This is a genomic window from Pseudomonas sp. Q2-TVG4-2 (genome assembly GCF_013620795.1).
Classification (GTDB): Bacteria; Pseudomonadota; Gammaproteobacteria; order Pseudomonadales; family Pseudomonadaceae; genus Stutzerimonas.
The window spans coordinates 370,905-392,642 of record NZ_LGLW01000004.1 but is presented as its reverse complement, the minus strand read 5'-3'; the positions used below and the strand labels follow the sequence as shown (position 1 = coordinate 392,642).

The following is a 21,738-nucleotide window of genomic DNA, read 5'->3' as shown; positions in this document are numbered from 1 at the left end:
CGCTTCCTTTTTCCCGCCTGGGAGCCCCCGCCATGCTGCGTATCAGCCAAGAAGCCCTGACTTTCGATGATGTTCTCCTGATCCCGGGATATTCCGAGGTCCTGCCGAAGGATGTCAGCCTCAAGACCCGCCTGACCCGCGAAATCGAGCTGAACATTCCCCTCGTTTCGGCGGCAATGGACACCGTCACCGAAGCCCGCCTGGCCATCGCCATGGCGCAGGAAGGCGGCATCGGCATCATTCACAAGAATATGAATGTCGAGCAGCAGGCTGCCGAAGTGCGCAAGGTCAAACGCCACGAAACGGCGATCGTTCACGATCCAGTGACGGTCACCCCTGAAACCAAGATCAGCGAGCTGCTGCGCAAGGCCAACGAGCTAGGCTTCTCCGGATTCCCTGTGGTGTCGGGCAAGGAGCTGGTCGGCATCGTCACCGGCCGTGACCTGCGGTTCACGCCGAACGCTGGTGATTCCGTGGCTGCGATCATGACGCCCAAGGAAGAGCTGGTCACCGTTCAGGAAGGCACCGGGCTCGAAGAAATCAAAACCAAACTCTACGAGCACCGCATCGAAAAGATGCTGGTGGTCGATGGCAATTTCCATCTGCGAGGCCTGGTCACCTTCCGCGATATCGAGAAAGCCAAGACTTACCCGCTGGCATCCAAGGATGATCAGGGTCGCCTACGCGTCGGTGCCGCCGTCGGTACTGGTGCCGATACCGCCGAACGTGTCGAGGCGCTTGCAGCGGCCGGCGTCGATGTCATCGTCGTCGACACCGCTCACGGCCATTCGCGCGGCGTGCTCGATCGCGTGCGCTGGGTCAAAGACAACTTCCCGCACGTGCAGGTGATCGGTGGCAACATCGCGACGGCCGAAGCCGCGCTGGACCTGGTCAAGGCTGGCGCCGATGCGGTCAAGGTCGGTATCGGCCCGGGCTCGATCTGCACCACGCGCATCGTCGCCGGTGTTGGCGTACCGCAGATTTCCGCCATCGCCAATGTCTCCGCCGCGCTGGAAGGCACCGGCGTCCCGATGATCGCCGACGGGGGCATTCGCTTCTCCGGTGACCTGTCCAAGGCCATCGTCGCTGGCGCCAACGCCGTGATGATGGGTTCGATGTTCGCTGGTACCGAAGAAGCCCCAGGCGAGATCGAGCTGTTCCAGGGCCGCTCCTACAAGGCCTACCGCGGCATGGGCTCGCTGGGTGCGATGTCCCAGGCGCAGGGCTCTTCGGACCGCTATTTCCAGGATTCCTCTGCCGGCGCCGAGAAGCTGGTGCCCGAAGGGATCGAAGGGCGGGTGCCGTACAAGGGCTCGCTGGCAGCGATCATTCACCAGCTGATGGGCGGCCTGCGTGCCTCCATGGGCTATACCGGCAGCGCCACCATCGACCACATGCGGACCCATCCGCAGTTTGTACGTATTACCGGTGCCGGCATGGCCGAGTCGCACGTACATGACGTGCAGATCACCAAGGAAGCGCCGAACTACCGGGTCGGCTGAAAATCGATCTGACGCTGCTGGGCTAGGTCATGCTGCGTTGGAGAAAACTTGACACTGGCTTGCCAGTGAACGTCTGAGATGACGGCTCGGAGGGCGAACGAAGTGGGTCAATGCTCGTTTGCTCCGGCAAACTCCGCTTTCTCGTTTCTCTCCGCCTTGCCTGCCGGTCGCTTGCGATGCGGCAAATCGATTTTTGAAGTATGAACAACGGGGCTGTTCGATCAGCCCCGTGTCATTTGTGACTACCACGAGAGATGCCCACATGGCTCATCCTGACATTCATGCTCACCGCATCCTGATCCTGGATTTCGGTTCGCAGTACACGCAGCTGATCGCCCGTCGCGTCCGTGAAATCGGCGTCTACTGCGAGCTGCACCCGTTCGACATGAGCGATGAGGACATCCGCGCCTTCAATCCGCGCGGCGTTATCCTCGCTGGCGGCCCGGAGTCAGTGCATGCCGAGGGCAGCCCACGCGCACCGCAGGCGGTATTCGATCTGGGCGTGCCACTGTTCGGCATCTGCTACGGCATGCAGACCATGTCCGAGCAGCTCGGTGGCAAGGTCCAGGGCTCGGATGAGCGCGAATTCGGCTATGCGCGCGTCGATCTGGTTGGCAAATCCAAGCTGTTCGACGGGATCGAAGACCATATGGACGACGACGGCGTGTTCGGCCTCGACGTCTGGATGAGCCACGGCGACAAAGTGACGAATCTGCCGGAAGGTTTCCACATCCTCGCTAGCACCCCGAGCTGCCCCATCGCCGCCATGGGCGACGATGATCGTCGCTACTACGGTGTGCAGTTCCATCCGGAAGTGACTCACACCCGTCAGGGTGGACGCATCCTGTCGCGCTTCCTGCTGGAGATCTGCGGCTGCGAAGCGCTGTGGACGCCGTCCAATATCGTCGACGATCTGGTCGAGCAGGTGCGCACTCAAGTAGGTTCGGCCAACGTGCTGCTGGGCCTGTCCGGCGGTGTCGATTCCTCAGTGGTCGCGGCGCTGCTGCACAAAGCCATCGGCGATCAGCTGACCTGCGTGTTCGTTGATAACGGCCTGCTGCGCCTGCACGAAGGCGACCAGGTGATGGCGATGTTCGCCGAGAACATGGGTGTCAAGGTTATCCGCGCCGACGCCGAGGCGCAGTTTCTTGAGAACCTGGCGGGCGAAGCCGACCCGGAGAAGAAGCGGAAGATCATCGGCCGCACCTTCATCGACGTCTTCGATGCCCAGGCCAGCAAGCTCGACAATATTCAGTTCCTCGCTCAAGGCACCATTTACCCGGACGTCATCGAGTCCGCCGGTGCCAAGAGCGGCAAGGCCCACGTGATCAAGTCACACCACAACGTCGGTGGCCTGCCGGAGGAGATGAATCTCAAGCTGGTCGAGCCGCTGCGCGAGCTGTTCAAGGACGAGGTCCGCAAGATCGGTCTGGAGCTCGGCCTGCCCTACGATATGGTCTATCGCCATCCGTTCCCGGGGCCCGGTCTGGGCGTGCGGATCCTCGGCGAGGTGAAAAAGGAATATGCCGACCTGCTGCGTCGTGCTGACCACATCTTCATCCAGGAGCTGCGCAACTTCGACTGGTACCACAAGACCAGCCAGGCCTTCGTTGTGTTCCAGCCGGTCAAATCGGTGGGTGTGGTCGGCGATGGCCGCCGCTACGCCTGGGTCGTTGCACTGCGCGCCGTGGAAACAATCGATTTCATGACCGCACGCTGGGCGCACCTGCCCTACGAGCTGCTGGAGAAAGTCTCCAACCGCATCATCAACGAGATCGAAGGCATTTCGCGCGTCACCTACGACGTATCGAGCAAGCCACCAGCGACGATCGAGTGGGAGTAACTGACGCCCGATAGATCAAAAAGCCCCGGTTATACCGGGGCTTCGTCTTGTTGGGTGCCGGCTAATGCATGACTGCGGGCATATCGATACGGCGCCAAATCGCTTCGGAGAAGCTGTAGACGGCGAAGGCGACCAATCCGAGACCAACCAGTGAAAGCCAGAAGGTTCCAAATGGCAGGCTTTGCAGCGCGTTCAGCGCATCTTCCAGGCTGGGTGGATCGGTGGGTTTGTAGCGCGCGCCGCCGCTGAAGAGCATGCCGGCAACAATCAGGAAGGCGATGCCTCGTGCAATCAGACCTGCGCGTGAAATCGGCCGCACCCAGCGCATGACATCTTCGGAGGCATAGAAATACTTTTCGAACTTGGCTTTCCAGCCTTTGACGATATGCGCGATACCCACGCCAAGCGGAACGAGAGCGACCAGGTAGACCAGATAGTTCGAATACTCCCAGCCGAGCAGACCTGTAAGGAAGTCACTACCGCCGGAGCCACCTCCACCACCGGCGGACTCGCCGATCGAGCTGCCAAGCAGGCCAAGGGTGAACAGCGCCAGAAGGGTATAGGCAACGGCGCTGCCGATCAGTCCCGCTCTAATCAACAGGCCTTTGGCGTCGGTGCCATGCCCCTCTGGGTCGGTAATCGCCTGCGTCAGGCGCCAGGCCATATAAGCCGCCAGGCCAACGACCATGATCCAGAGCAAGGTTTCACCGAAGGGTTGCCCCAACAATTGCTGGATGGCGCCCTTGGTTCCAACGGTTTCACCGCTGCCGATGCCGGCCAAGAACGCGAACGCACCGACTATCAGATAAACGACACCTCGCGCGGCGTAGCCGCTGCGGGCGAGCCAGACGATGCCTCTGCTGACTTCGCCTTTGGCGTGGGCTGCAGTGGTCTGCATGGAGGCCTCCTGTTGATTCGTATGGGTGTCACTTCAGTAGACGAGTGTCGGCCAGGAGGGTTCGTTCCGATTTACGGATGGCTTGGAAGGTGCGGCAGAGATGTTCGATGCGGCGGGAAGCTGTAGCATGTCGCAAATGCGAGCTATTCCTTTTTAGCCGAAGGCCGGCTCGTAGCCGTTTTTTATGGGATTCACGATGACATTTAGCCGAAGAGAAATACTGACGGGCCTGGCCGGTTTGGGTGTGCTGGGCTTGATCGGTGGTGGCGCGCGCTACTGGCTCGGACGCCCGGCCGATCCGACCACGCACGATTACGAGCTGATTGCCGCACCGCACGACGTGGAGCTGATCGCCGGGCATCAGACGCCCGCCTGGTGCTACGGCGGACAGGCGCCCGGCTTCGAGCTGCGCGCGCGGCAGGGTGATTGGCTGCGGGTGCGCTTTATCAATCATCTACCGGAACCTACCACCATTCATTGGCATGGCATCCGCCTGCCTTTGAACATGGACGGGGTGCCCTATGTGTCGCAGTTGCCGGTGCTGCCAGGCGAGTCCTTCGACTATTTGTTCCAGGTGCCTGATGCCGGCAGTTTCTGGTATCACCCGCACACCGCCAGTGCCGAGCAGCTGGGTCGCGGTCTGGTTGGGCCTTTGATCGTCGAGGAGCGCGAGCCGAGTGGTTTCCTCCACGAACGCACACTCAGCCTGAAGAGCTGGCACGTCGATAAAGAGGGTGCTTTCACCGCCTTCAGCGTGCCACGAGAGGCCGCCCGGGGCGGGACGCCAGGGGTGCTCTCAAGCGTCAATGGCGAGCACGCACCGACGCTGGAGCTACCCGCGGGGCAGGTAGTGCGCTTACGCATCCTCAACCTCGACAACACCGTGACTTATCGACTCAATCTGCCCGGTGGCGAAGCACGCATTTATGCGCTCGATGGCAATCCGGTCAAACCGCGCCCGCTCGGCAAGAACTACTGGTTGGGTCCGGGCATGCGCGTAGACCTGGCGTTGAAGGTACCGCCAGCCGGAGAGGAATTGTCGCTGCGTAATGGCCCGTTGCGGCTAGCGACCCTGGCATCGGTGGGCGGCGGCGGGGTCGAGGGCGAATGGCCGGCACCGCTTCCAGCCAACCCGGTGGCCGAGCCAGATTTGCAGCAGGCTGAAACCCTGCGCTTTAACTTCGAGTGGGCCGGTATTTTATCCAGCGACGCGGGGCAGGGCGACGGATTCACCTTCTGGCAGATCAATGGACAGGCCTGGGACATCAACGACAAGACCTGCGCGGAGCGGCCTATCGCGACATTGAAGGAGAATGGTCACTACATTTTCGAGCTGCGTAATCTCAGCCAGTATCAGCACCCGATTCACTTGCACGGCATGACCTTCAAGGTCATCTCATCCAATCGCAGGAAAATCGAGCCCTGGTTCACCGATACTTATCTGCTAGGCAAGAATGAGACCGCCAGAATCGCCTTGGTGGCAGATAATCCAGGCGTGTGGATGTTTCATTGCCATGTGATTGACCATATGGAAACCGGGCTGATGGCCGCCATCGAAGTGGTTTGAAGGCATCTGTAGGCCGATGTCGGACGTTGATGTGGGAGAGAAGCGAATGGGGCAGCTGGAGTTGGGTCGGAAATGAAAAGACCTGTGATCATCGACCGCTCTCATGACGACGACTTCATGCGCGAAGCGCTGGCCCTGGCCGCTGAAGGGGCTCGTCTGGGGGAGGTCCCGGTGGGCGCCGTGATCGTGCAGAACGGCAAAATCATCGGCCGTGGCTTCAACTGCCCGATATCCCGTCATGACCCCAGCGCTCACGCTGAGATGGTGGCGATCCGCGATGCCGCGTTGCGAATGGAGAACTACCGGTTGCCGGGCTGCACGTTGTACGTGACCCTAGAGCCCTGCAGCATGTGCGCAGGCTTGATCGTGCACTCGCGCATTCAGCGCGTGGTGTACGGCGCTACGGAGCCCAAGGCAGGCGTTGCGATCAGTCGCGGCCAGTTTTTTTCCCAGGCGTTTCTCAATCACCACGTGCTGGTCGAGGGCGACGTGATGGCTAAAGACTGCAGCGAAGTGCTGAGTGAGTTCTTTCGGATCCGCCGCCTCAAGGCCCGCAGCGGTGATGCTTTGCGGAGCTCGGTGGATGGCTAGGCGGCGCGCCTGAGATCAAACGCTGCTGCTGTAGCGACGCACACCCGCTTCTGGCAGTTTTTCATAGGCGGCGATGCTGCCCTGCGCGGGAAATACCACCAGATGATCGGCGGCGATGGCGATGCCAACTTCCTGTCCGGTCGGGTAGTCAGCATGGCTGGGAAATATGCCTTCGAGCAGATTGCCGGTCGGCAATTGGAGGCGATACAAGGTCGAGGCACCGAGGAAAGTCTTGCCGACGATAAGCGCCTTGAGTGCGCTCTGTGGCGAATAGATGATGTCATCCGGACGCAGCAGAACATCCACTGAGCTGCCGGCCGGCATGGTGTAGGCGCGGTTACCGCGAATGACGCCGAGCTCGGTCTGTACAGTTTCCGGATCGATCAGCTGGCCGCGAATGAAATATCCTTGACCGATGAAGCTCGCCACGAACGGGGTAAGCGGCTCGTGGTAGAGATTGAAAGGCGTGTCCCACTGTTCTAGCCGTCCATCCTTGAACACGCCGACCTGATCGCTGACGGCGAAAGCCTCTTCCTGATCGTGGGTGACGAGAATGGCGCTGGTGCCGCGCTTCTTGAGAATCTCACGCACCTCATGACTCAGGCGACGCCGCAGGTCGCCATCGAGGTTGGAGAAGGGCTCGTCGAGCAACAACAGCTCCGGTTCGGGCGCGAGCGCGCGGGCGAGGGCGACGCGCTGCTGTTGACCGCCTGAGAGCTCGTGCGGGTAACGCTTGGCCAGCGGCGATAGATGCACCAGCTCGAGCATCTCGCGGACGATGCGTTGGCACTGCGGATGCTTACGTACCCCAAAGCCGATGTTTTCCGCCACCGTCAGGTGAGGGAACAGGGCATAGTCCTGGAACACCATGCCGACTCGGCGTTTCTCTGGCGCGAGGGTAAAACCGCGCCGAGACAACACGGCGTCACCCAGTTGGATCTCGCCTTCGTTGACGTGCTCGAAACCGGCGATGGCCCTTAGCGTTGTGGTCTTGCCACAGCCGGATGGCCCCAGCAGGCAGCCGATGTCACCACGATTCAGGTGCAGATTGAGGTTCTGCACGATGCTCTGGCCACCATAGCCGCAATCGAGATTACGCAGCTGCAGGAGTGCTTGGTGGCTCATGCGTGGTGGTAAGCCGGCTCGACCAGAAACTCAAGCAATGCCTTCTGTGCGTGCAATCGGTTCTCGGCCTGCTGCCAAGCCACTGCGCGCGGATCATCGAGCAGATCGTGACTGATCTCCTCGCCGCGGTGAGCTGGCAGGCAATGCATGAAGAGCACTTCGTCGGTCGCCTCGTCGAGTAAGGCCCGGTCGACCTGGTAAGGCCGGAAGGTGGCAATACGTGCCGCCACCTCATCTTCCTGGCCCATCGAAGCCCAGACGTCAGTGCTGACGAGGTGAGCCCCGTTTACCGCTTCGCGCGGGTCACGGAATATCTGCACCCGATCACCAGCCTTAGCCAGTAGCTGGCCCTTGGGCTCGTAGCCTTCAGGGCAGGCGATGCGCAGCTGGAAGTCGAACTGGATCGCCGCCTCCATATAAGAGTTGCACATGTTGTTGCCGTCACCGACCCAGGCCACCGTCTTGCCCGCGATATTGCCGCGGTGCTCATGAAAAGTCTGCATGTCGGCCATCAGCTGGCAGGGGTGCAGATCGTCGGACAAACCGTTAATAACCGGCACCGACGAGTGAGCGGCGAACTCGGTGAGTGTCGCGTGGGCAAAGGTGCGGATCATGACCGCATCGAGCATGCTGGACATGACGATGGCCGAGTCGCTGATCGGCTCGCCGCGGCCCAATTGCGTGTCGCGGGGCGAGAGAAAGATCGCCTGGCCGCCGAGCTGAATCATGCCGGCCTCGAAGGACAACCGGGTCCGCGTTGAGGCCTTTTCGAAAATCATCCCCAGAACCCGGTTCTTCAGCGGCTCGAACAGAATTCCGCGCTCGCGCAGATCCTTCAGCTCGATGCCGCGACGAACCAGGCCGAGTAGCTCCTGGGGCGTGCAGTCCATCAGTGAGAGAAAATGCCTTGCGCTCATATCAACTACCTTTATTGCCGCAGTCGAGGCCGGCGGTTTTCGAGGAAAAAAGAAGGGCCTGCGACAGCGGGGTCGCACGAGAAGCGACGAAACGGGAAAGGCGAGATCTTATCCAGAAAGCCTTCGTGGGCGCAAATCGGCCTCCGAGTGCCAGAACATGCTCCACGCGCGTGCATTCACTGACGGTTGGGGAGAAAAGCCGAGCCCCCGACTCGGCTTTTACAACGCTGTTCCTGTACAATGCGCGCCAACCGTGACTAGCCGAGGTGCCCCATGGATATCATCGAAACCATTAAAGAGCAGATCGAAAAGAACCCGGTGCTGCTGTACATGAAAGGCTCGCCCAATGCGCCGCAGTGCGGCTTCTCCGCCCGCGCGACACAGGCTGTGATGGGCTGCGGCGAGAAATTCGCTTACGTCGACATCCTGCAGAATCCCGAGATTCGCACCAACCTGCCGAAATATGCCAATTGGCCGACCTTCCCGCAATTGTGGGTCAGCGGCGAACTGGTCGGCGGCAGCGACATCATTCTGGAGATGTTCGAGAAAGGTGAGCTGCAGCCACTGATCAAGGAAGCCGTGCAGAAAGCCGGCGTCTGATCGCAAGAGTGTTCCGAACCCGCCAATTGGCGGGTTTTTTTATATGCCGATTTCCCGTTCTCTTAGGGGCATGCGATACACCCAGAAACGAAAACGGGAGCCAATGGCTCCCGTTAATGCTTCGGCCAGGCAGGCGGTCAATCATCCATCTGCGACTGCAGATAGTTTTCCATGCCCACCTTGTCTATCAGGCTCAGCTGGGTTTCCAGCCAATCGATATGTTCCTCTTCCGACTCGAGGATGTCTTCCAGCAGCTCACGACTTCCATAATCGCCAACGCTCTCGCAGTAGGCGATGGCCACCTTTAGATCCTGGACGCCGCCCTGCTCGAGCTTGAGGTCGCAATCGAGCATTTCCCGCGTGTTCTCGCCGATCAGCAGCTTGCCGAGGTCCTGCAGGTTGGGCAGGCCTTCGAGGAAGAGAATCCGCTTGATCAGTTTGTCGGCATGCTTCATCTCGTCGATGGATTCGTCGTACTCATGCTTGCCAAGCTTGCCGAGCCCCCAGTCTTCGTACATGCGTGCATGCAGGAAGTACTGGTTGATGGCGACCAGTTCGTTGGCGAGGATCTTGTTGAGGTGCTGAATAACTAACTTGTCGCCTTTCATGTCGGTGTCCTGATTCGAATTCGAATGCGTCTGATGCGATCAGTCTGGCCACGAACCACTAGGCTGTCAAACCTAAGTCATTGAATGCAAAAGGGTAAAACCGAATAAGAATACGTCTGTTCCGCGACTGGGAGGCAACGCATTGATTTGATGGCAGAAAAAAGCCGGGCATAGGCCCGGCTCGGAAAGCACTGTCTGTATTATCAGGCGGGAACAAAACTGACGGGGTAGGCGAGGGAGGCTTGGGCTCCCTGTACATTGCTTAGTGTCTCTCGAACGACCTGCTTGGCTACACATGCGCATTTGCCGCATTGGCTGGCAACACCGGTAGCTTCGCGCACCTCACGATAGCTGCAGCAGCCTTCGTAGATGGCTTCACGGATTTGACCGTCGGTAACACCCTGGCAAAGACAGACGTACATATAAACTACCCGTTGGGTCTGTGATGGTTGGGATGCTAAACAGAATGAGAATGATTGTCAAAGATCGTTCGTCGGGAAACGCTCGCTGGGTTTGAAGCCGTTCGTCGCCAGCGAGCGACTCCGCAGATCGCTCCCGGCAATGCTATGGGCAAACGAATAGGTCGTGGTGCGATGCGGTAAACTGCCTCCCCTTTTTCCGCGCCTGGAGCCGTCATGGCCCTGCAAGCCACGCCCTATAAAGTCGAAATCAACCTCACCGACCTCGATCGGCACGTTTATCAGGATTTGCGTTTTACCGTGGCCCGCCACCCATCCGAAACCGAGGAGCGTTTGGCGGCTCGGCTCATTGCCTATGTGCTTTGGTACAGCGAGCACTTGGCGTTCGGGCGAGGGTTATCGGACGTGGACGAGCCTGCTCTCTGGGAAAAAAGCCTGGACGACCGCGTGCTGCACTGGATCGAGGTTGGGCAGCCGGATGCCGAACGCATCACCTGGTGTTCCCGTCGCACCGAGCGGTTCAGCCTGGTGGCCTATGGCAACCTGCGTGTCTGGCAGACCAAGGTGCTCGACTCCGTGCGCAGCTTGAAGAAAATCAACGTGGTAGCGGTGGGGCAGGAAGCTTTGGAGCAAGTTGCGCGCGATCTGCCACGTTCGATCAACTGGAGTGTGATGGTCAGTGAAGGGGCACTCTTCATTACCGACGAGCGCGGCCAGCATGAAGTGCCTCTCGAATGGATGATCGGCGGACGCGATTAAGCCGGCCGAGGGATGGGACCCGCCGGGATGCGATTACCCCGGCAGGCGTCGACTCAGGACTGCCAGAACTGCAGCAACGCACTAAACGACAGCACCACACCCACCGCCGTGGCGACCATCGCCAACAGGCCGAACACCAGCATCCAGGTCGGGTGGCGATATTCACTGCCTACAATACTCGGCTTTTTCGCTGCCCAGAGGATGCAGCCCAGCGCCAAAGGCAATACCAGCGCATTCAGCGAGCCGGCGATGACCAGTACCTTGACTGGCTGTCCCACAAGGCTGTAGATCAGCGTCGAGCAGGCAATGAAGGCGATTACCACCCACTGGTTGTTGCGCTGGACGCTTTCATGCAGCGAGTACATGAACGTCACGCTGGTATAGGCCGCGCCGATTACCGAAGACACCGAAGCAGCCAGCAGTACCACGCCGAATATTTTGTAGCCAACCGTGCCCATCGAGTGTGAAAACACCGACGCGGCTGGGTTGCCCGGGTCCAGGCTGAGCCCCTGGCTGACGACGCCGAGCGCAGCGAGGAACAGGCAGATCCGCACGACACCCGTCGTCGCGATACCGGTTACAGCCGCGCGCGTTACCACGCCCACGTTCTGCACACCGGTGATGCCAGCTTCCACCAGGCGGTGACCGCCTGAGAACGAGATATAGCCCCCCACAGTGCCGCCGACCAGTGTCACGATCGGCAGCAACAGAATCAGCGGATCATCCGGGTTGAAGCTGCGGCTCAAGGCCTCCATGACCGGCGGGCTCGACTGCAGCATGGCGTAGCCGATCATGCACAGCATCACCAACCCGAGCACCTGCATCACGGAGTCCATGACGCCCTTGGCGTTGCGCAGCAGGAAGATGCCAATAATCAGGACTGCTGCGATCAGCGATCCGATCACCGGCGGCACGCCGAAAATCACGTTCATCGCCAGCCCGGCGCCACCGATATTGCCAATATTGAAGGCGATGCCGCCGAGCACGATGAAGGCGGAAATAAGATGGCCGACGCCAGGAATGACGCGGTTTGCCACATCCTGCCCGCGCAGGTTGGCAACGGTGATGATCCGCCAGATGTTGAGCTGGGCGCCGATGTCGATCAGCAGCGAGATGACGATGGCGAAGGCAAAGCTGGCGAGGTATTTCTCGGTGAACAGTGAGGTCTGGGTCAGAAAAGCGGGGCCAATCGACGACGTTGCCATAATAAAGATGGCGCCACGCAAGACGTTGCGTTGCGACGCTGGGGTGGCGCTGGGTGTGGGATGCATTGGAATACCTTTCTTTTATTGGCGTTGGGGCAGGTAGGAATGCAGCCGGTGTAAGCCGGACTCTCTTGTAATTGTTGTTTTTTGGTCGTCGCGTGGTTTTCTCTGGGTCCGGTCATCCTCGAGTTGTCTACGCATCACCTGTAGGGCAGCTGACGGTAGGGGGTGAGATCCGTAGATTCGCTCTGTTAGCGAGGGCGACCGACTTATTGCCAGTTGCCAAGCAACTCGCGTTGTTGGGTCTGCGCGCGTTCCAGGGAAATTGGTTTGAGCATCAGGGTTGTTCCCGGCAAGCATTGGGCCAGGCGAGCGACCGACAGCGGCGTCAGTGCGCCGAGTCGCGGATAGCCGCCGATGGTCTGCCGATCATTGAGCAGCACGATCGGCTGCCCATCCGGCGGTACCTGGATGGCCCCCAGCGGTACGCCTTCAGAAATCATCGATTGACGCGCGCCGCGCAGTATCGGTCCGACCAGGCGAACGCCCATGCGGTCGGCGCGCTGGTCCACAGTCCATTCTCGATTGAATGCGTCGAACAGACTTTGGCCGCTGAAATCGCCGATCTGCGCGCCCAATACCACGGTCAATGTATCGGGCGCGAATAGCGACAGCGCCTGCGTGGCATCGAGTGCGCGCGGCTGTGGTGCCGTGCCATGCCAGTGCAGCCGATCGCCGGAGGCCAGTGGTCGACCGTCCCCGTGCAGACCGCCCAGCGCCTCACGACGCACCGTGGCACAGCTACCGAGCAGTTGCGGCGCGGTGAAACCGCCGGGCGCGGCAAGATAGGCGCGCACCCCCTGGCGAGGCTGAGCGAAGCTCAGCCGCTGGCCCTTGCGAATATTGAAGCTGCGACCTGGCGCGACGGGCTGTTCGTCCAGTGTGGCGCCTAGGTCGGCACCGCATAGCGCCAGGCAACTGTCGGTTTCGGCGAGCAGGGCGAAATTGCCCAGGGTGATTTCCACCGTTGCGGCCCGTAGAGGGTTGCCCAACAGCCAATTGGCCCACGCCTGTGACACCCAATCTGCGGCGCCGCCTTGGGTAACGCCCAGGTGGCGAACACCGAAACGGCCGCCGTCCTGCAGGCTGGCCAGCGCGCCGCTTCGTTCTATCAGCAAGCTCATGGTGTCACCCCGAATGGGCGATCGTCGCCACCGAGACGCACGAACTCAGCGCGTTCGATCGGTTGAAAACGCACCCGGTCGCCGGGCTGCCAGATGCTGTAGCCGTCCATGTCGCGATCGAACAGCTTGATCGGACTGCGACCGATCAGGTTCCAACCGCCGGGAGAAACGAGTGGATAAATGGCGGTCTGGCGGTCGGCGATTCCCAGGCTGCCGGCGGGTACCTGTTTGCGTGGCGTCTTGAGACGGGGGCTGGCGAGAATCTCATCGACCAGCCCCATGAAGGCGAACCCTGGCGCGAACCCGAGGGCAAACACCTGATAAATGCGCGCACTGTGCCGCGCAATCACGCCCGCAGTGCCAAGGCCGCTGCGTTGGCCGAGGGCTTCGAGCTCGGGGCCGACACTCGAGTCGTACCACACCGGAATGTTCAGTTCGCGGCCCTGGCCTTCTGCATCTGGCTGCAATTCATGTAGAGCGTCGGCAATACGTTGGCGCGCCTGGCGGTCGTCAAGTTGTGCCAGGTCGTACTGCACCAGCAGCGTCGTGTAGCACGGCACCAGATCGATCAGCGCTGGGCCGAAGCTGTCGTGCAGGCACCTGGCCGCAGCGAGCAGCCAGGGCATATGGGCTTCGTCGATTTCATCGAACAGGCGCAACATCAGGCTATCGATGCCAACGACTTCGATTCGCGGGGTCATGCTGCCAGGCCCCGCAGCGCCTGGCGGATGCGTTGTACCGCAGCGATCGAGCCCGCGTTATCGCCGTGTACACAGAGGGTGTCAGCGCGCAGAACCAGCGCGCTGCCGTCGCTGGCGGTCAATGGTTCGCCTTTGGCCAGGCTGAGTGCCTGGGTAGCCACGGTGTCGGCGTCGTGATGAACCGCGCCGGGCTGCGCGCGGGGGACCAGCATGCCCGCCGCGTCATAAGCGCGGTCGGCGAATACTTCGAACCACAGCGTCACGCCGAGCTCGTCAGCCATGATCTGGCTGGCGCTGTTGTCACGCGTGGACATCAACATGAGCGGCAAGGACGAGTCGTAAGCGGTTATGGCCGTCATCACGGCGCGCAACAACTCCGGCTGACGCATCATGTCGTTGTACAGCGCGCCATGAGGTTTGACGTAGCGAACCTGGGTTCCTTCGGCGCGGCAGATGCCTTCCAGCGCGCCGATCTGGTAGAGCAGCATGTTTTCCACTTCCTTCGGACTACAGGCCATGGAGCGACGACCGAAACCGACCAGATCGGGATAGGCCGGATGCGCGCCGATCTTCACGTCATGCAGCGTCGCCAGCGCAACGGTACGCCGCATGACCTGGGGATCCGATGCATGAAAACCGCAAGCGACATTGGCGCAATCGATGAAAGGCATGACCTCGGCGTCCATACCCATGGTCCAGGCACCGAAGCTTTCGCCGATATCGCAGTTCAGGAGCAGGGCGTTCATGGAGATCCTCTTTGACGGGCGTACCGGAGCGACAGGCGAGCAAGGAATACGATGATAAATTATCGATGATTTATCAATAAATATTTTTCGTAGCCGCTCCGACCGGTCCTTTCAGTGCGCATTGCTGTATGCTTGCGAACCCGATTCACCAGGGTGGCAGCCCGCTGTCGCCCCTCATTTCCAATGGTCCGCAAGATGGTTGACGCCAAATCCCCTCGTCCGTTGCGATCGTCCATCGTGGCGTCGGCGCATCTCGCCGAGCAGTCGCAGGAACTTTCAGAACTGGAATACGGCATCATCGTCGCCAGCGCCGCGCTGATGCGCTGGATGGAGCGATGCATGAAGGCTTCCGGCGCAGTGGAAATGAATGCGCTGGATGTCATGGTCCTGCATAACCTGACTAGCCGTGGCCGTGCCAAGCGTCAGGCGGACATCTGCCTCCTGCTGAATATCGAAGACACTCACACCGTGACCTACGCGCTGAAGAAGCTCGGCAAGCTTGGGCTGGTGGCGGGCGAGAAGCAGGGCAAAGAGATGTACTACCGGACCACCGACAAGGGCCGCGAGCTGTGCCAGGAATACGCTGACATCCGTCGCGAATGCCTGATCGCCTCCTTCGAAAATCTCAATATCGACCCCGAGGAGATTCACCGCCTCGCCGGGATGCTGCGCGCCATGTCGGGGCTGTACGATCAGGCTGCGCGCGCTGCAACTTCGCTCTGAACTGCCTCACGCTACAAACCGGATAACCATCAGATGCGCATAGAACCCCGCCCGCTACCTCAAGTGCTGCCCGACCTGGGCGACTTGCCGCCACTGCTGACGCGCCTCTACGCGGCGCGCGGCGTGCAATCGGCGGCGGAGCTGGACAAGGGATTGGCGCGCTTGATCCCCTACGGCCAGCTTAAGGGAATCGATTCGGCGGTGACGTTATTGGTCGAGGCGCTGGAAAAGCGTCAGCGCATCCTCTTCGTCGGCGATTTCGATGCCGACGGCGCCACCGCCAGTACCGTTGGCGTCCTGGGCCTGCGTCAGTTGGGCGCTGCGCATGTGGACTATCTGGTGCCCAACCGCTTCGAGTACGGCTACGGGTTGACGCCTGAGATCGTCGCCGTCGCCCTGGAGCGTCAGCCCGATCTGCTGGTGACGGTCGACAATGGTATCTCCAGCGTCGATGGCGTGGCGGCGGCCAAGGCGGCCGGGCTCAAGGTGCTGGTAACCGATCACCACCTGCCCGGGCACGAACTGCCAGCGGCGGACGCCATCGTCAATCCCAACCAGCCCGAGTGCGCCTTCCCTAGCAAGTGCATCGCTGGCGTTGGCGTCATTTTCTACGTGCTGCTAGCGCTACGGGCCCGGTTGCGCGAGTCGGGCTGGTTCGCCCGAAGCGGCTGGTCGGAGCCGAACCTGGGCGAGCTGCTGGATCTGGTCGCGCTGGGCAGCGTCGCTGACGTAGTGCCGTTGGATGCAAACAACCGCATCCTGGTGCATCAGGGCTTGGCGCGAATTCGGGCCGGTCGTGCGCGACCGGGACTGCGCGCGATCCTAGAGGTCGCCGGACGTGATCATCGGCGGATCACTTCGACCGATCTCGGCTTCATTCTTGGCCCGCGGCTAAACGCGGCGGGGCGCCTGGATGACATGGCGCTGGGCATCGAGTGCCTGCTCTGCGAGGACGAAGCGCTGGCGCGCGACATGGCGGTGCAGCTGGATCAACTCAATCAGGATCGCAAGGGCATCGAGCAGGGCATGCAGCGTGAGGCGCTGGCTCAGCTTAAGGACCTGCCGCTGGATGACATGCCGTTCGGTCTCTGCCTGTTCGAGCCGGACTGGCACCAGGGCGTCATCGGCATTCTCGCTTCACGGCTGAAAGAACGTTATCACCGTCCGACCATCGCCTTCGCTGATGCCGGCGAAGGTGTGCTCAAGGGCTCTGCGCGTTCGGTGCCGGGTTTCCATATTCGTGATGCGCTGGATGCGGTCGCAGCGCGCCATCCGGGTTTGATCAGCAAGTTCGGCGGCCATGCGATGGCGGCGGGGTTGTCGCTGCCTCAAGAGAACTTCGGCGCTTTCGCGGCCGCCTTCGATGCCGAGGTTCGCCGGCAGCTCTGCGAGGACGACCTGACCGGACGTCTACTGACCGATGGCCAGTTGAGCATCGAAGAATTCCATTTGGAGCTGGCTAAGGCGCTGCGCAATGCTGGGCCTTGGGGGCAACACTTTCCCGAGCCGGTGTTTCACGGCGTATTCCAGCTAGTACAACAGCGGCTGGTCGGCGAGAAACATCTGAAAATGGTGCTCAAGAGCGAGTGCGGTTCGCTGACCCTCGATGGCATTGCGTTCAACATCGACCGCGACCTCTGGCCCAACCCCACCGTGCATTGGGCCGATCTGGCCTACAAGCTGGACGTCAACGAGTTCCGCGGTCGGGAAAGCGTGCAGCTGCTGGTGGCCCATATCGCGGCGCGCTGATCACATAGACCTACACGCGCGTACTGCCTGGAGTAAGGGAGGGCTCCGACTCCTTGCTGGTGAATCGCAACTGCGCGGTCTTGATCTTGAGCAAGCTCGCTCCTACAAGAGCGGCGGACTTCGGCCTCGGTGCCGCTAGCTGCTCGTTTCTATGGGATTTGTGTTGGCAGGGCTTATTCGCATCGCAAGATCGGCCATCTGAATCAGACCCTATTTGCCGCGACGTGATTGATTGTTGCCTGCTCTGCGCGCGCCTAGAGTGATTGGATTACAAAAACAATCCTCCGGAGCCTGCGATGAGCGAATCGACCTTGCACCACCGTGCGTGCCATCTGTGCGAGGCCATCTGTGGCCTGACCATCGAAACTCGCGATGAGCAGATCGTTTCGATCAAGGGCGATCCGCAGGACAGCTTCAGTCGCGGCCACATCTGCCCTAAGGCTGTCGCCCTGCAGGATATCCAGAATGATCCGGATCGCCTGCGTCATCCCATGCGCCGGGTCGGCAGCGAATGGCAGGCAATCGAGTGGGACGCTGCCTTCGCGCTGGTCGCTGAGCGCCTGGCCGACATTCGTGAGCGCCATGGCAATAATGCGGTGGCGGTCTATCAGGGCAACCCCAGCGTGCACAACTACGGGTTGATGACCCACAGCAACTACTTCCTCGGCCAGCTCAAGACGCGCAACCGCTTTTCCGCCACCTCGGTGGATCAGCTTCCGCATCATCTGGCCAGCCTGATGATGTACGGCCACGGTCTGCTGATCCCGATTCCAGACATTGATCACACCGATTTCATGTTGATACTCGGCGGCAACCCGCTGGCGTCCAATGGCAGCATCATGACCGTGCCGGACGTGGAAAAGCGCCTGAAAGCTTTAAGGGCGCGCGGCGGCAAGCTAGTGGTGGTAGACCCGCGACGTAGCGAAACGGCCGCCATCGCTGATCAGCACCTGTTTGTTCGCCCGGGCGAGGATGCAGCGCTTCTGTTCGGCCTGCTCAATACGCTGTTCGCCGAAGGCCTGACTCGGGCCAGCCATCTCCCGGTCGAAGGGTTGGATGAGTTGCGCGCGGCCGCCGCCCCATTCCCGGCCGAGGCCATGAGTGCGCGCTGCGGCGTGCCGGCCGAGCAGATCCGACAGCTGGCGCGCGACTTCGCGGCGGCTGACAAGGCGGTCTGCTATGGTCGCATGGGTGTGTCCACGCAAGCCTTTGGCACGCTTTGCCAGTGGCTGGTGCAATCGATCAATCTGGTCACCGGCAATCTGGATCGGGTGGGCGGTGCGCTCTGCACCGAACCGGCCGTTGATCTGGTAGCGAATACATCCGGCGGACATTTCAACCGCTGGCAGAGCCGGGTGTCGGGGCTGCCAGAATATGGCGGTGAACTACCGGTCTCGGCGCTGGCCGAGGAAATGCTCACCGAAGGGGAAGGGCAGGTGCGTGCGCTGGTTACCGTTGCTGGGAATCCTGTGCTGTCCACACCCAACGGCCGCCAGTTGGAACAGGCGCTGGACGGGCTGGAGTTCATGCTCAGCGTGGATTTCTACATCAACGAAACCACCCGCTACGCCGACCTGATCCTGCCGCCGACGGCGCCGCTTGAGCACAATCACTACGACACCACTTTCAACGTTTTCGCGGTGCGCAACGTCACCCGCTTCAATGAAGCCGTGCTCGGCAGGCCGGCGGGTGCGCTGCACGACTGGGAAATCTTCGTCGGGCTGGCCAAGGCGTTCGCGGCGCGTACCGGAGCCGATCTCAAGCCGACCATGGCGCCCGAGCAAATGATCGATATGGGCCTGCGTGCCGGCCCGTATGGTGACTGCAGCGAGTCCGCGCTGAGCCTCGCCAAGTTGCGCGATTATCCGCACGGCCTGGATCTAGGAGCGCTGCAACCGAACCTCGCCGGCCGTCTAAAAACCGCCAACCAGCAAGTTCAGGCAGCACCAGAGCTGTTTCTCGGCGACCTGGCGCGTTTCGCGTCTGCAAGGTCGCCGCAAGGGGATCAGCTGATACTGATCGGGCGTCGTCATGTGCGAAGCAATAACTCCTGGATGCACAACTACCATCGCCTGGTCAAAGGCAAACCGCGCCATCAACTGTTGATGAACCCGGCCGATCTGTGCCGTCTCGGTCTGGCTGATGGCCAGCACGTGCGGGTCCGTTCCCGGGTCGGCATGATCGAAGTGGAAGTGGCCGCCAGCGACGAGATGATGCCCGGCGTGGTTAGCCTGCCGCATGGCTGGGGGCATGCACGGCCCGGTGTGCAGATGGGTATCGCCAGCAGCCAACCCGGGGCCAGCGCTAATGACCTGACCGATGAGCGCCGGCTGGACGTGCTGTCCGGCAATGCCGCGCTCAATGGCGTGCCGGTGCAGGTGGAGGCGGCGTAGCGGTCGAATGTGCTCGTGAGTGCCCGTTGCTTGTGTGCGGGCTTTCGCCTCCCCTCACCCTAGCCTTCTCTTTTAAGGGAGAGGGTCGGGTGAGGGGCGGAAGCAAGGCGTCGCGCTGCACCCTCGTCGTGTACCGATGGAGCGACCACAGCGAGCCATTGCAGCAAACGGTCACCGAATAGGGGCAGGCACTCCCACCGCCGAGCAAAGTCATCGAAACAGTCTGTACTGAAGGATGTCCAACGCGCATCCATCGCAGTGAGGTTTCCATGACACAGCTTTTCCAGCCGCTCACCTTGCGTCAGCTGACGCTGCCCAACCGCATTGCCGTTTCGCCCATGTGCCAATACTCGGCCAAGGCCGGGATGGCCAACGACTGGCATCTGGTTCATCTGGGCAGCCGTGCCGTCGGCGGGGCGGGGCTGGTCATCATCGAAGCCACAGCGGTGACAGCCAGCGGCCGCATTTCGCCCGAAGATTTAGGCATCTGGTCCGACGAGCACGTCGAACCGTTGCGTCGTATCACGCGTTTCATTGAGTCTCAGGGCTCGGTGGCTGGCATCCAGCTGGCGCATGCCGGACGCAAGGCGAGCACTTGGCAGCCCTGGCTGGGGCGTCATGGCAGCGTGCCGATTGCGGCCGGCGGTTGGACACCGGTGGGGCCGTCCACCATTGCCTTCGATCCGGAGCATGCGGTTCCGACGGCGCTGGATGAGGCCGGTATCACCGAGGTCATCCAGGCCTTCGTGCGCGCAGCCGAGCGTTCGCTGGCGGCGGGATTCAAAGTTGCCGAGGTGCACGCGGCGCACGGCTACCTGCTGCACCAGTTCCTTTCGCCGTTATCCAATCAGCGCCAGGACGCCTATGGCGGCTCGTTCGATAACCGTATCCGGCTGCTCCTGGAAGTCACTCAGGCGGTGCGGGCGGTATGGCCGGATGAACTGCCGCTGTTCGTGCGCCTGTCGGCGACCGATTGGGTGCAGGACGGCTGGAACGCAGAGGAAACCGTCGAGCTTGCGCGGCGCTTGAAGCCCTTGGGCGTCGATCTGATCGACGTCTCCTCCGGTGGGACAGCCGTCAATGCCGAGATACCGGTTGGCCCGGGTTATCAGACCCAGTTTGCCGAGCAGGTCCGTCGCGAAGCCGGCATTGCTACCGGCACGGTGGGCATGATCACCGAGGCGGTACAGGCCGAGCACATCCTGCGCACCGGGCAGGCGGATCTGATCCTGCTGGCACGGGAGCTGCTGCGCGATCCTTACTGGCCATTGCATGCCGCCGAGGATCTACGTGACGCCTCGGTTCCGTGGCCAGCCCAGTACGTACGCGCCGCACAACGAAACACGCCTGTCCGCCAGCTCCCCGATTCACTCGATTGAATCGCCCACGAAGACATTAAAGGTAACCCCATGAAAACCAGTGGTTTGCTCGATCAGCTACTCAAGTCCGGACAAGACCTGCTGCAGAAGCAGCAAGGATCGGCGGCTCATTCGCCAACGACTCGAAGCTCCGGTTCCCTTGGCGACGTACTATCCGGCGCGGGCGGCCCGCTAGGCAGTATTCTCGGCGGTGGCGGCGCCGGCCGTGGCGCGCTGGCTACCGGCGCCCTCGGCATGTTGCTCGGTAGCAGAGGTGGGCGTCGCCTGGGCGGCAAGGCAGTGACTTATGGAGGTCTGGCTGCGCTCGGCATGCTGGCATACAAGGCCTACGGCAATTGGCAGGCGCAGCAGGCCAATGCAGGGCGGGCAAGCACCACACAGGCCGAACCGAAGACGGTCGATAGGCTGCCGCCTGATCAAGTCGAAGAGCACAGCCGCGGTATTCTCAAGGCGCTGGTCGCGGCGGCCAAATCCGACGGCCATGTGGACGATCAGGAGCGCAAGATGATCGAGGCCGAACTCAGCCAGATGACCGATGACGGTGAGCTGCAGCGCTGGCTCGAGGCGGAGCTGAACAAGCCCCTGGACCCGGTCGACGTCGCTGCATCCGCGACCACGCCGGAGATGGCCTCGGAGATGTACCTCGCCAGCGTACTGATGGTTGACGAGGAGCAGTACATGGAACGGGCGTATCTGGACGAGCTGGCTCGTCAGCTCAAGCTAGATCCGCAGCTCAAGGCCGAGCTGGAAAGTCAGGTCCGCGGCGTATCCGCCTGAAACTCATGGTTGGGGCCGGGGCCGGGGTTCCCCCGGCGCTGGCTTCTTTTGC

The 21,738-nt window shown here is 61.3% G+C and carries 20 protein-coding genes; 11 read left to right on the top strand and 9 right to left on the bottom strand.

The window, feature by feature from the left end:
- Window positions 1-32 precede the first annotated feature (32 nt).
- Both guaB and guaA read left to right on the top strand, forming a co-directional pair.
- Entirely contained in the window at window positions 33-1,502 is a 1,470-nt protein-coding gene (gene guaB / locus H3028_RS10025; RefSeq protein ID WP_181296870.1) for an IMP dehydrogenase, read from the top strand.
- A 262-nt stretch (window positions 1,503-1,764) separates the two neighbouring features.
- On the top strand, window positions 1,765-3,345 hold the full coding sequence (guaA, locus tag H3028_RS10020) for a glutamine-hydrolyzing GMP synthase (RefSeq protein WP_181296869.1): 1,581 nt from the start codon (window positions 1,765-1,767) through the stop codon (window positions 3,343-3,345).
- A gap of 61 nt (window positions 3,346-3,406) precedes the next feature.
- Here guaA and H3028_RS10015 read toward each other — a convergent pair whose 3' ends face one another.
- Window positions 3,407-4,243 (bottom strand): DUF1206 domain-containing protein, encoded by an 837-nt coding sequence (locus H3028_RS10015; RefSeq protein WP_181296868.1) that lies wholly within the window; start codon window positions 4,241-4,243, stop codon window positions 3,407-3,409.
- 196 nt (window positions 4,244-4,439) lie between these two features.
- On the opposite strand from H3028_RS10015, the gene H3028_RS10010 reads away from it, so the two are divergent.
- Together H3028_RS10010 and tadA are read left to right on the top strand one after the other, a co-directional pair.
- Window positions 4,440-5,810, top strand: a complete 1,371-nt coding sequence (locus tag H3028_RS10010; protein WP_181296867.1) for a multicopper oxidase family protein — start codon at window positions 4,440-4,442, stop codon at window positions 5,808-5,810.
- A gap of 72 nt (window positions 5,811-5,882) precedes the next feature.
- Window positions 5,883-6,401 (top strand): tRNA adenosine(34) deaminase TadA, encoded by a 519-nt coding sequence (tadA, locus tag H3028_RS10005; RefSeq protein ID WP_181296866.1) that lies wholly within the window; start codon window positions 5,883-5,885, stop codon window positions 6,399-6,401.
- 15 nt (window positions 6,402-6,416) lie between these two features.
- On the opposite strand, the gene H3028_RS10000 is transcribed toward tadA, so the two are convergent.
- Both H3028_RS10000 and argF read right to left on the bottom strand, forming a co-directional pair.
- Window positions 6,417-7,526 (bottom strand): ABC transporter ATP-binding protein, encoded by a 1,110-nt coding sequence (locus tag H3028_RS10000; RefSeq protein ID WP_181296865.1) that lies wholly within the window; start codon window positions 7,524-7,526, stop codon window positions 6,417-6,419.
- Window positions 7,523-8,443: an ornithine carbamoyltransferase gene (argF, locus tag H3028_RS09995; RefSeq protein WP_181296864.1), complete on the bottom strand. Its 921-nt coding sequence runs from the start codon at window positions 8,441-8,443 to the stop codon at window positions 7,523-7,525. The genes H3028_RS10000 and argF overlap by 4 nt, the downstream gene beginning before the upstream one ends.
- A gap of 273 nt (window positions 8,444-8,716) precedes the next feature.
- On the opposite strand from argF, the gene grxD reads away from it, so the two are divergent.
- Window positions 8,717-9,043, top strand: a complete 327-nt coding sequence (gene grxD, locus H3028_RS09990) for a Grx4 family monothiol glutaredoxin (protein WP_181296863.1) — start codon at window positions 8,717-8,719, stop codon at window positions 9,041-9,043.
- A gap of 137 nt (window positions 9,044-9,180) precedes the next feature.
- On the opposite strand, the gene bfr is transcribed toward grxD, so the two are convergent.
- Window positions 9,181-9,651 (bottom strand): bacterioferritin, encoded by a 471-nt coding sequence (bfr, locus tag H3028_RS09985; protein WP_181296862.1) that lies wholly within the window; start codon window positions 9,649-9,651, stop codon window positions 9,181-9,183.
- 203 nt (window positions 9,652-9,854) lie between these two features.
- The gene (locus H3028_RS09980; protein WP_181296861.1) at window positions 9,855-10,073 is read right to left on the bottom strand and encodes a bacterioferritin-associated ferredoxin; all 219 of its coding nucleotides are present in this window, start codon (window positions 10,071-10,073) and stop codon (window positions 9,855-9,857) included.
- 213 nt (window positions 10,074-10,286) lie between these two features.
- Between H3028_RS09980 and H3028_RS09975 the strand changes: the two genes are divergently transcribed.
- Complete coding sequence (locus H3028_RS09975; protein WP_181296860.1) at window positions 10,287-10,829, top strand: YaeQ family protein; 543 nt, start codon at window positions 10,287-10,289, stop codon at window positions 10,827-10,829.
- Window positions 10,830-10,882: 53 nt separating this feature from the next.
- On the opposite strand, the gene H3028_RS09970 is transcribed toward H3028_RS09975, so the two are convergent.
- The 4 genes from H3028_RS09970 to H3028_RS09955 all read right to left on the bottom strand — a co-directional run bounded on the left by H3028_RS09970 (window position 10,883) and on the right by H3028_RS09955 (window position 14,665).
- Window positions 10,883-12,100 carry an NRAMP family divalent metal transporter gene (locus tag H3028_RS09970; protein ID WP_181296859.1) on the bottom strand — a complete coding sequence of 406 codons (1,218 nt, stop codon included), beginning with the start codon at window positions 12,098-12,100 and terminating at the stop codon, window positions 10,883-10,885.
- 203 nt (window positions 12,101-12,303) lie between these two features.
- Entirely contained in the window at window positions 12,304-13,218 is a 915-nt protein-coding gene (locus H3028_RS09965) for a biotin-dependent carboxyltransferase family protein (protein ID WP_181296858.1), read from the bottom strand.
- Window positions 13,215-13,919, bottom strand: coding sequence for a 5-oxoprolinase subunit PxpB (pxpB, locus tag H3028_RS09960; protein WP_181296857.1), 705 nt, complete (start codon window positions 13,917-13,919; stop codon window positions 13,215-13,217). Before pxpB ends, H3028_RS09965 begins: the two co-directional genes overlap by 4 nt.
- Complete coding sequence (locus tag H3028_RS09955) at window positions 13,916-14,665, bottom strand: 5-oxoprolinase subunit PxpA (RefSeq protein ID WP_181296856.1); 750 nt, start codon at window positions 14,663-14,665, stop codon at window positions 13,916-13,918. The genes pxpB and H3028_RS09955 overlap by 4 nt, the downstream gene beginning before the upstream one ends.
- A gap of 195 nt (window positions 14,666-14,860) precedes the next feature.
- Between H3028_RS09955 and H3028_RS09950 the strand changes: the two genes are divergently transcribed.
- From H3028_RS09950 to H3028_RS09930, 5 genes are all read left to right on the top strand, one after another.
- Complete coding sequence (locus H3028_RS09950; RefSeq protein WP_168424226.1) at window positions 14,861-15,388, top strand: winged helix DNA-binding protein; 528 nt, start codon at window positions 14,861-14,863, stop codon at window positions 15,386-15,388.
- A gap of 33 nt (window positions 15,389-15,421) precedes the next feature.
- On the top strand, window positions 15,422-17,137 hold the full coding sequence (gene recJ, locus H3028_RS09945) for a single-stranded-DNA-specific exonuclease RecJ (RefSeq protein WP_181296855.1): 1,716 nt from the start codon (window positions 15,422-15,424) through the stop codon (window positions 17,135-17,137).
- A gap of 296 nt (window positions 17,138-17,433) precedes the next feature.
- Window positions 17,434-19,530 (top strand): molybdopterin oxidoreductase family protein, encoded by a 2,097-nt coding sequence (locus H3028_RS09940; protein WP_181296854.1) that lies wholly within the window; start codon window positions 17,434-17,436, stop codon window positions 19,528-19,530.
- A 269-nt stretch (window positions 19,531-19,799) separates the two neighbouring features.
- Window positions 19,800-20,909 (top strand): NADH:flavin oxidoreductase/NADH oxidase, encoded by a 1,110-nt coding sequence (locus H3028_RS09935; RefSeq protein WP_181296853.1) that lies wholly within the window; start codon window positions 19,800-19,802, stop codon window positions 20,907-20,909.
- Window positions 20,910-20,939: 30 nt separating this feature from the next.
- Entirely contained in the window at window positions 20,940-21,686 is a 747-nt protein-coding gene (locus H3028_RS09930) for a tellurite resistance TerB family protein (protein WP_181296852.1), read from the top strand.
- The last annotated feature ends 52 nt before the right edge of the window (window positions 21,687-21,738 follow it).

Excerpts from the sequence above, each read along its gene's own strand:
- guaB (WP_181296870.1), top strand. The coding sequence starts at position 33 with ATGCTGCGTATCAGCCAAGAAGCCCTGACTTTCGATGATGTTCTCCTG.
- guaA (WP_181296869.1), top strand. The coding sequence starts at position 1,765 with ATGGCTCATCCTGACATTCATGCTCACCGCATCCTGATCCTGGATTTC.
- H3028_RS10015 (WP_181296868.1), bottom strand. The coding sequence starts at position 4,243 with ATGCAGACCACTGCAGCCCACGCCAAAGGCGAAGTCAGCAGAGGCATC.
- H3028_RS10010 (WP_181296867.1), top strand. The coding sequence starts at position 4,440 with ATGACATTTAGCCGAAGAGAAATACTGACGGGCCTGGCCGGTTTGGGT.
- tadA (WP_181296866.1), top strand. The coding sequence starts at position 5,883 with ATGAAAAGACCTGTGATCATCGACCGCTCTCATGACGACGACTTCATG.
- H3028_RS10000 (WP_181296865.1), bottom strand. The coding sequence starts at position 7,526 with ATGAGCCACCAAGCACTCCTGCAGCTGCGTAATCTCGATTGCGGCTAT.
- argF (WP_181296864.1), bottom strand. The coding sequence starts at position 8,443 with ATGAGCGCAAGGCATTTTCTCTCACTGATGGACTGCACGCCCCAGGAG.
- grxD (WP_181296863.1), top strand. The coding sequence starts at position 8,717 with ATGGATATCATCGAAACCATTAAAGAGCAGATCGAAAAGAACCCGGTG.
- bfr (WP_181296862.1), bottom strand. The coding sequence starts at position 9,651 with ATGAAAGGCGACAAGTTAGTTATTCAGCACCTCAACAAGATCCTCGCC.
- H3028_RS09980 (WP_181296861.1), bottom strand. The coding sequence starts at position 10,073 with ATGTACGTCTGTCTTTGCCAGGGTGTTACCGACGGTCAAATCCGTGAA.
- H3028_RS09975 (WP_181296860.1), top strand. The coding sequence starts at position 10,287 with ATGGCCCTGCAAGCCACGCCCTATAAAGTCGAAATCAACCTCACCGAC.
- H3028_RS09970 (WP_181296859.1), bottom strand. The coding sequence starts at position 12,100 with ATGCATCCCACACCCAGCGCCACCCCAGCGTCGCAACGCAACGTCTTG.
- H3028_RS09965 (WP_181296858.1), bottom strand. The coding sequence starts at position 13,218 with ATGAGCTTGCTGATAGAACGAAGCGGCGCGCTGGCCAGCCTGCAGGAC.
- pxpB (WP_181296857.1), bottom strand. The coding sequence starts at position 13,919 with ATGACCCCGCGAATCGAAGTCGTTGGCATCGATAGCCTGATGTTGCGC.
- H3028_RS09955 (WP_181296856.1), bottom strand. The coding sequence starts at position 14,665 with ATGAACGCCCTGCTCCTGAACTGCGATATCGGCGAAAGCTTCGGTGCC.
- H3028_RS09950 (WP_168424226.1), top strand. The coding sequence starts at position 14,861 with ATGGTTGACGCCAAATCCCCTCGTCCGTTGCGATCGTCCATCGTGGCG.
- recJ (WP_181296855.1), top strand. The coding sequence starts at position 15,422 with ATGCGCATAGAACCCCGCCCGCTACCTCAAGTGCTGCCCGACCTGGGC.
- H3028_RS09940 (WP_181296854.1), top strand. The coding sequence starts at position 17,434 with ATGAGCGAATCGACCTTGCACCACCGTGCGTGCCATCTGTGCGAGGCC.
- H3028_RS09935 (WP_181296853.1), top strand. The coding sequence starts at position 19,800 with ATGACACAGCTTTTCCAGCCGCTCACCTTGCGTCAGCTGACGCTGCCC.
- H3028_RS09930 (WP_181296852.1), top strand. The coding sequence starts at position 20,940 with ATGAAAACCAGTGGTTTGCTCGATCAGCTACTCAAGTCCGGACAAGAC.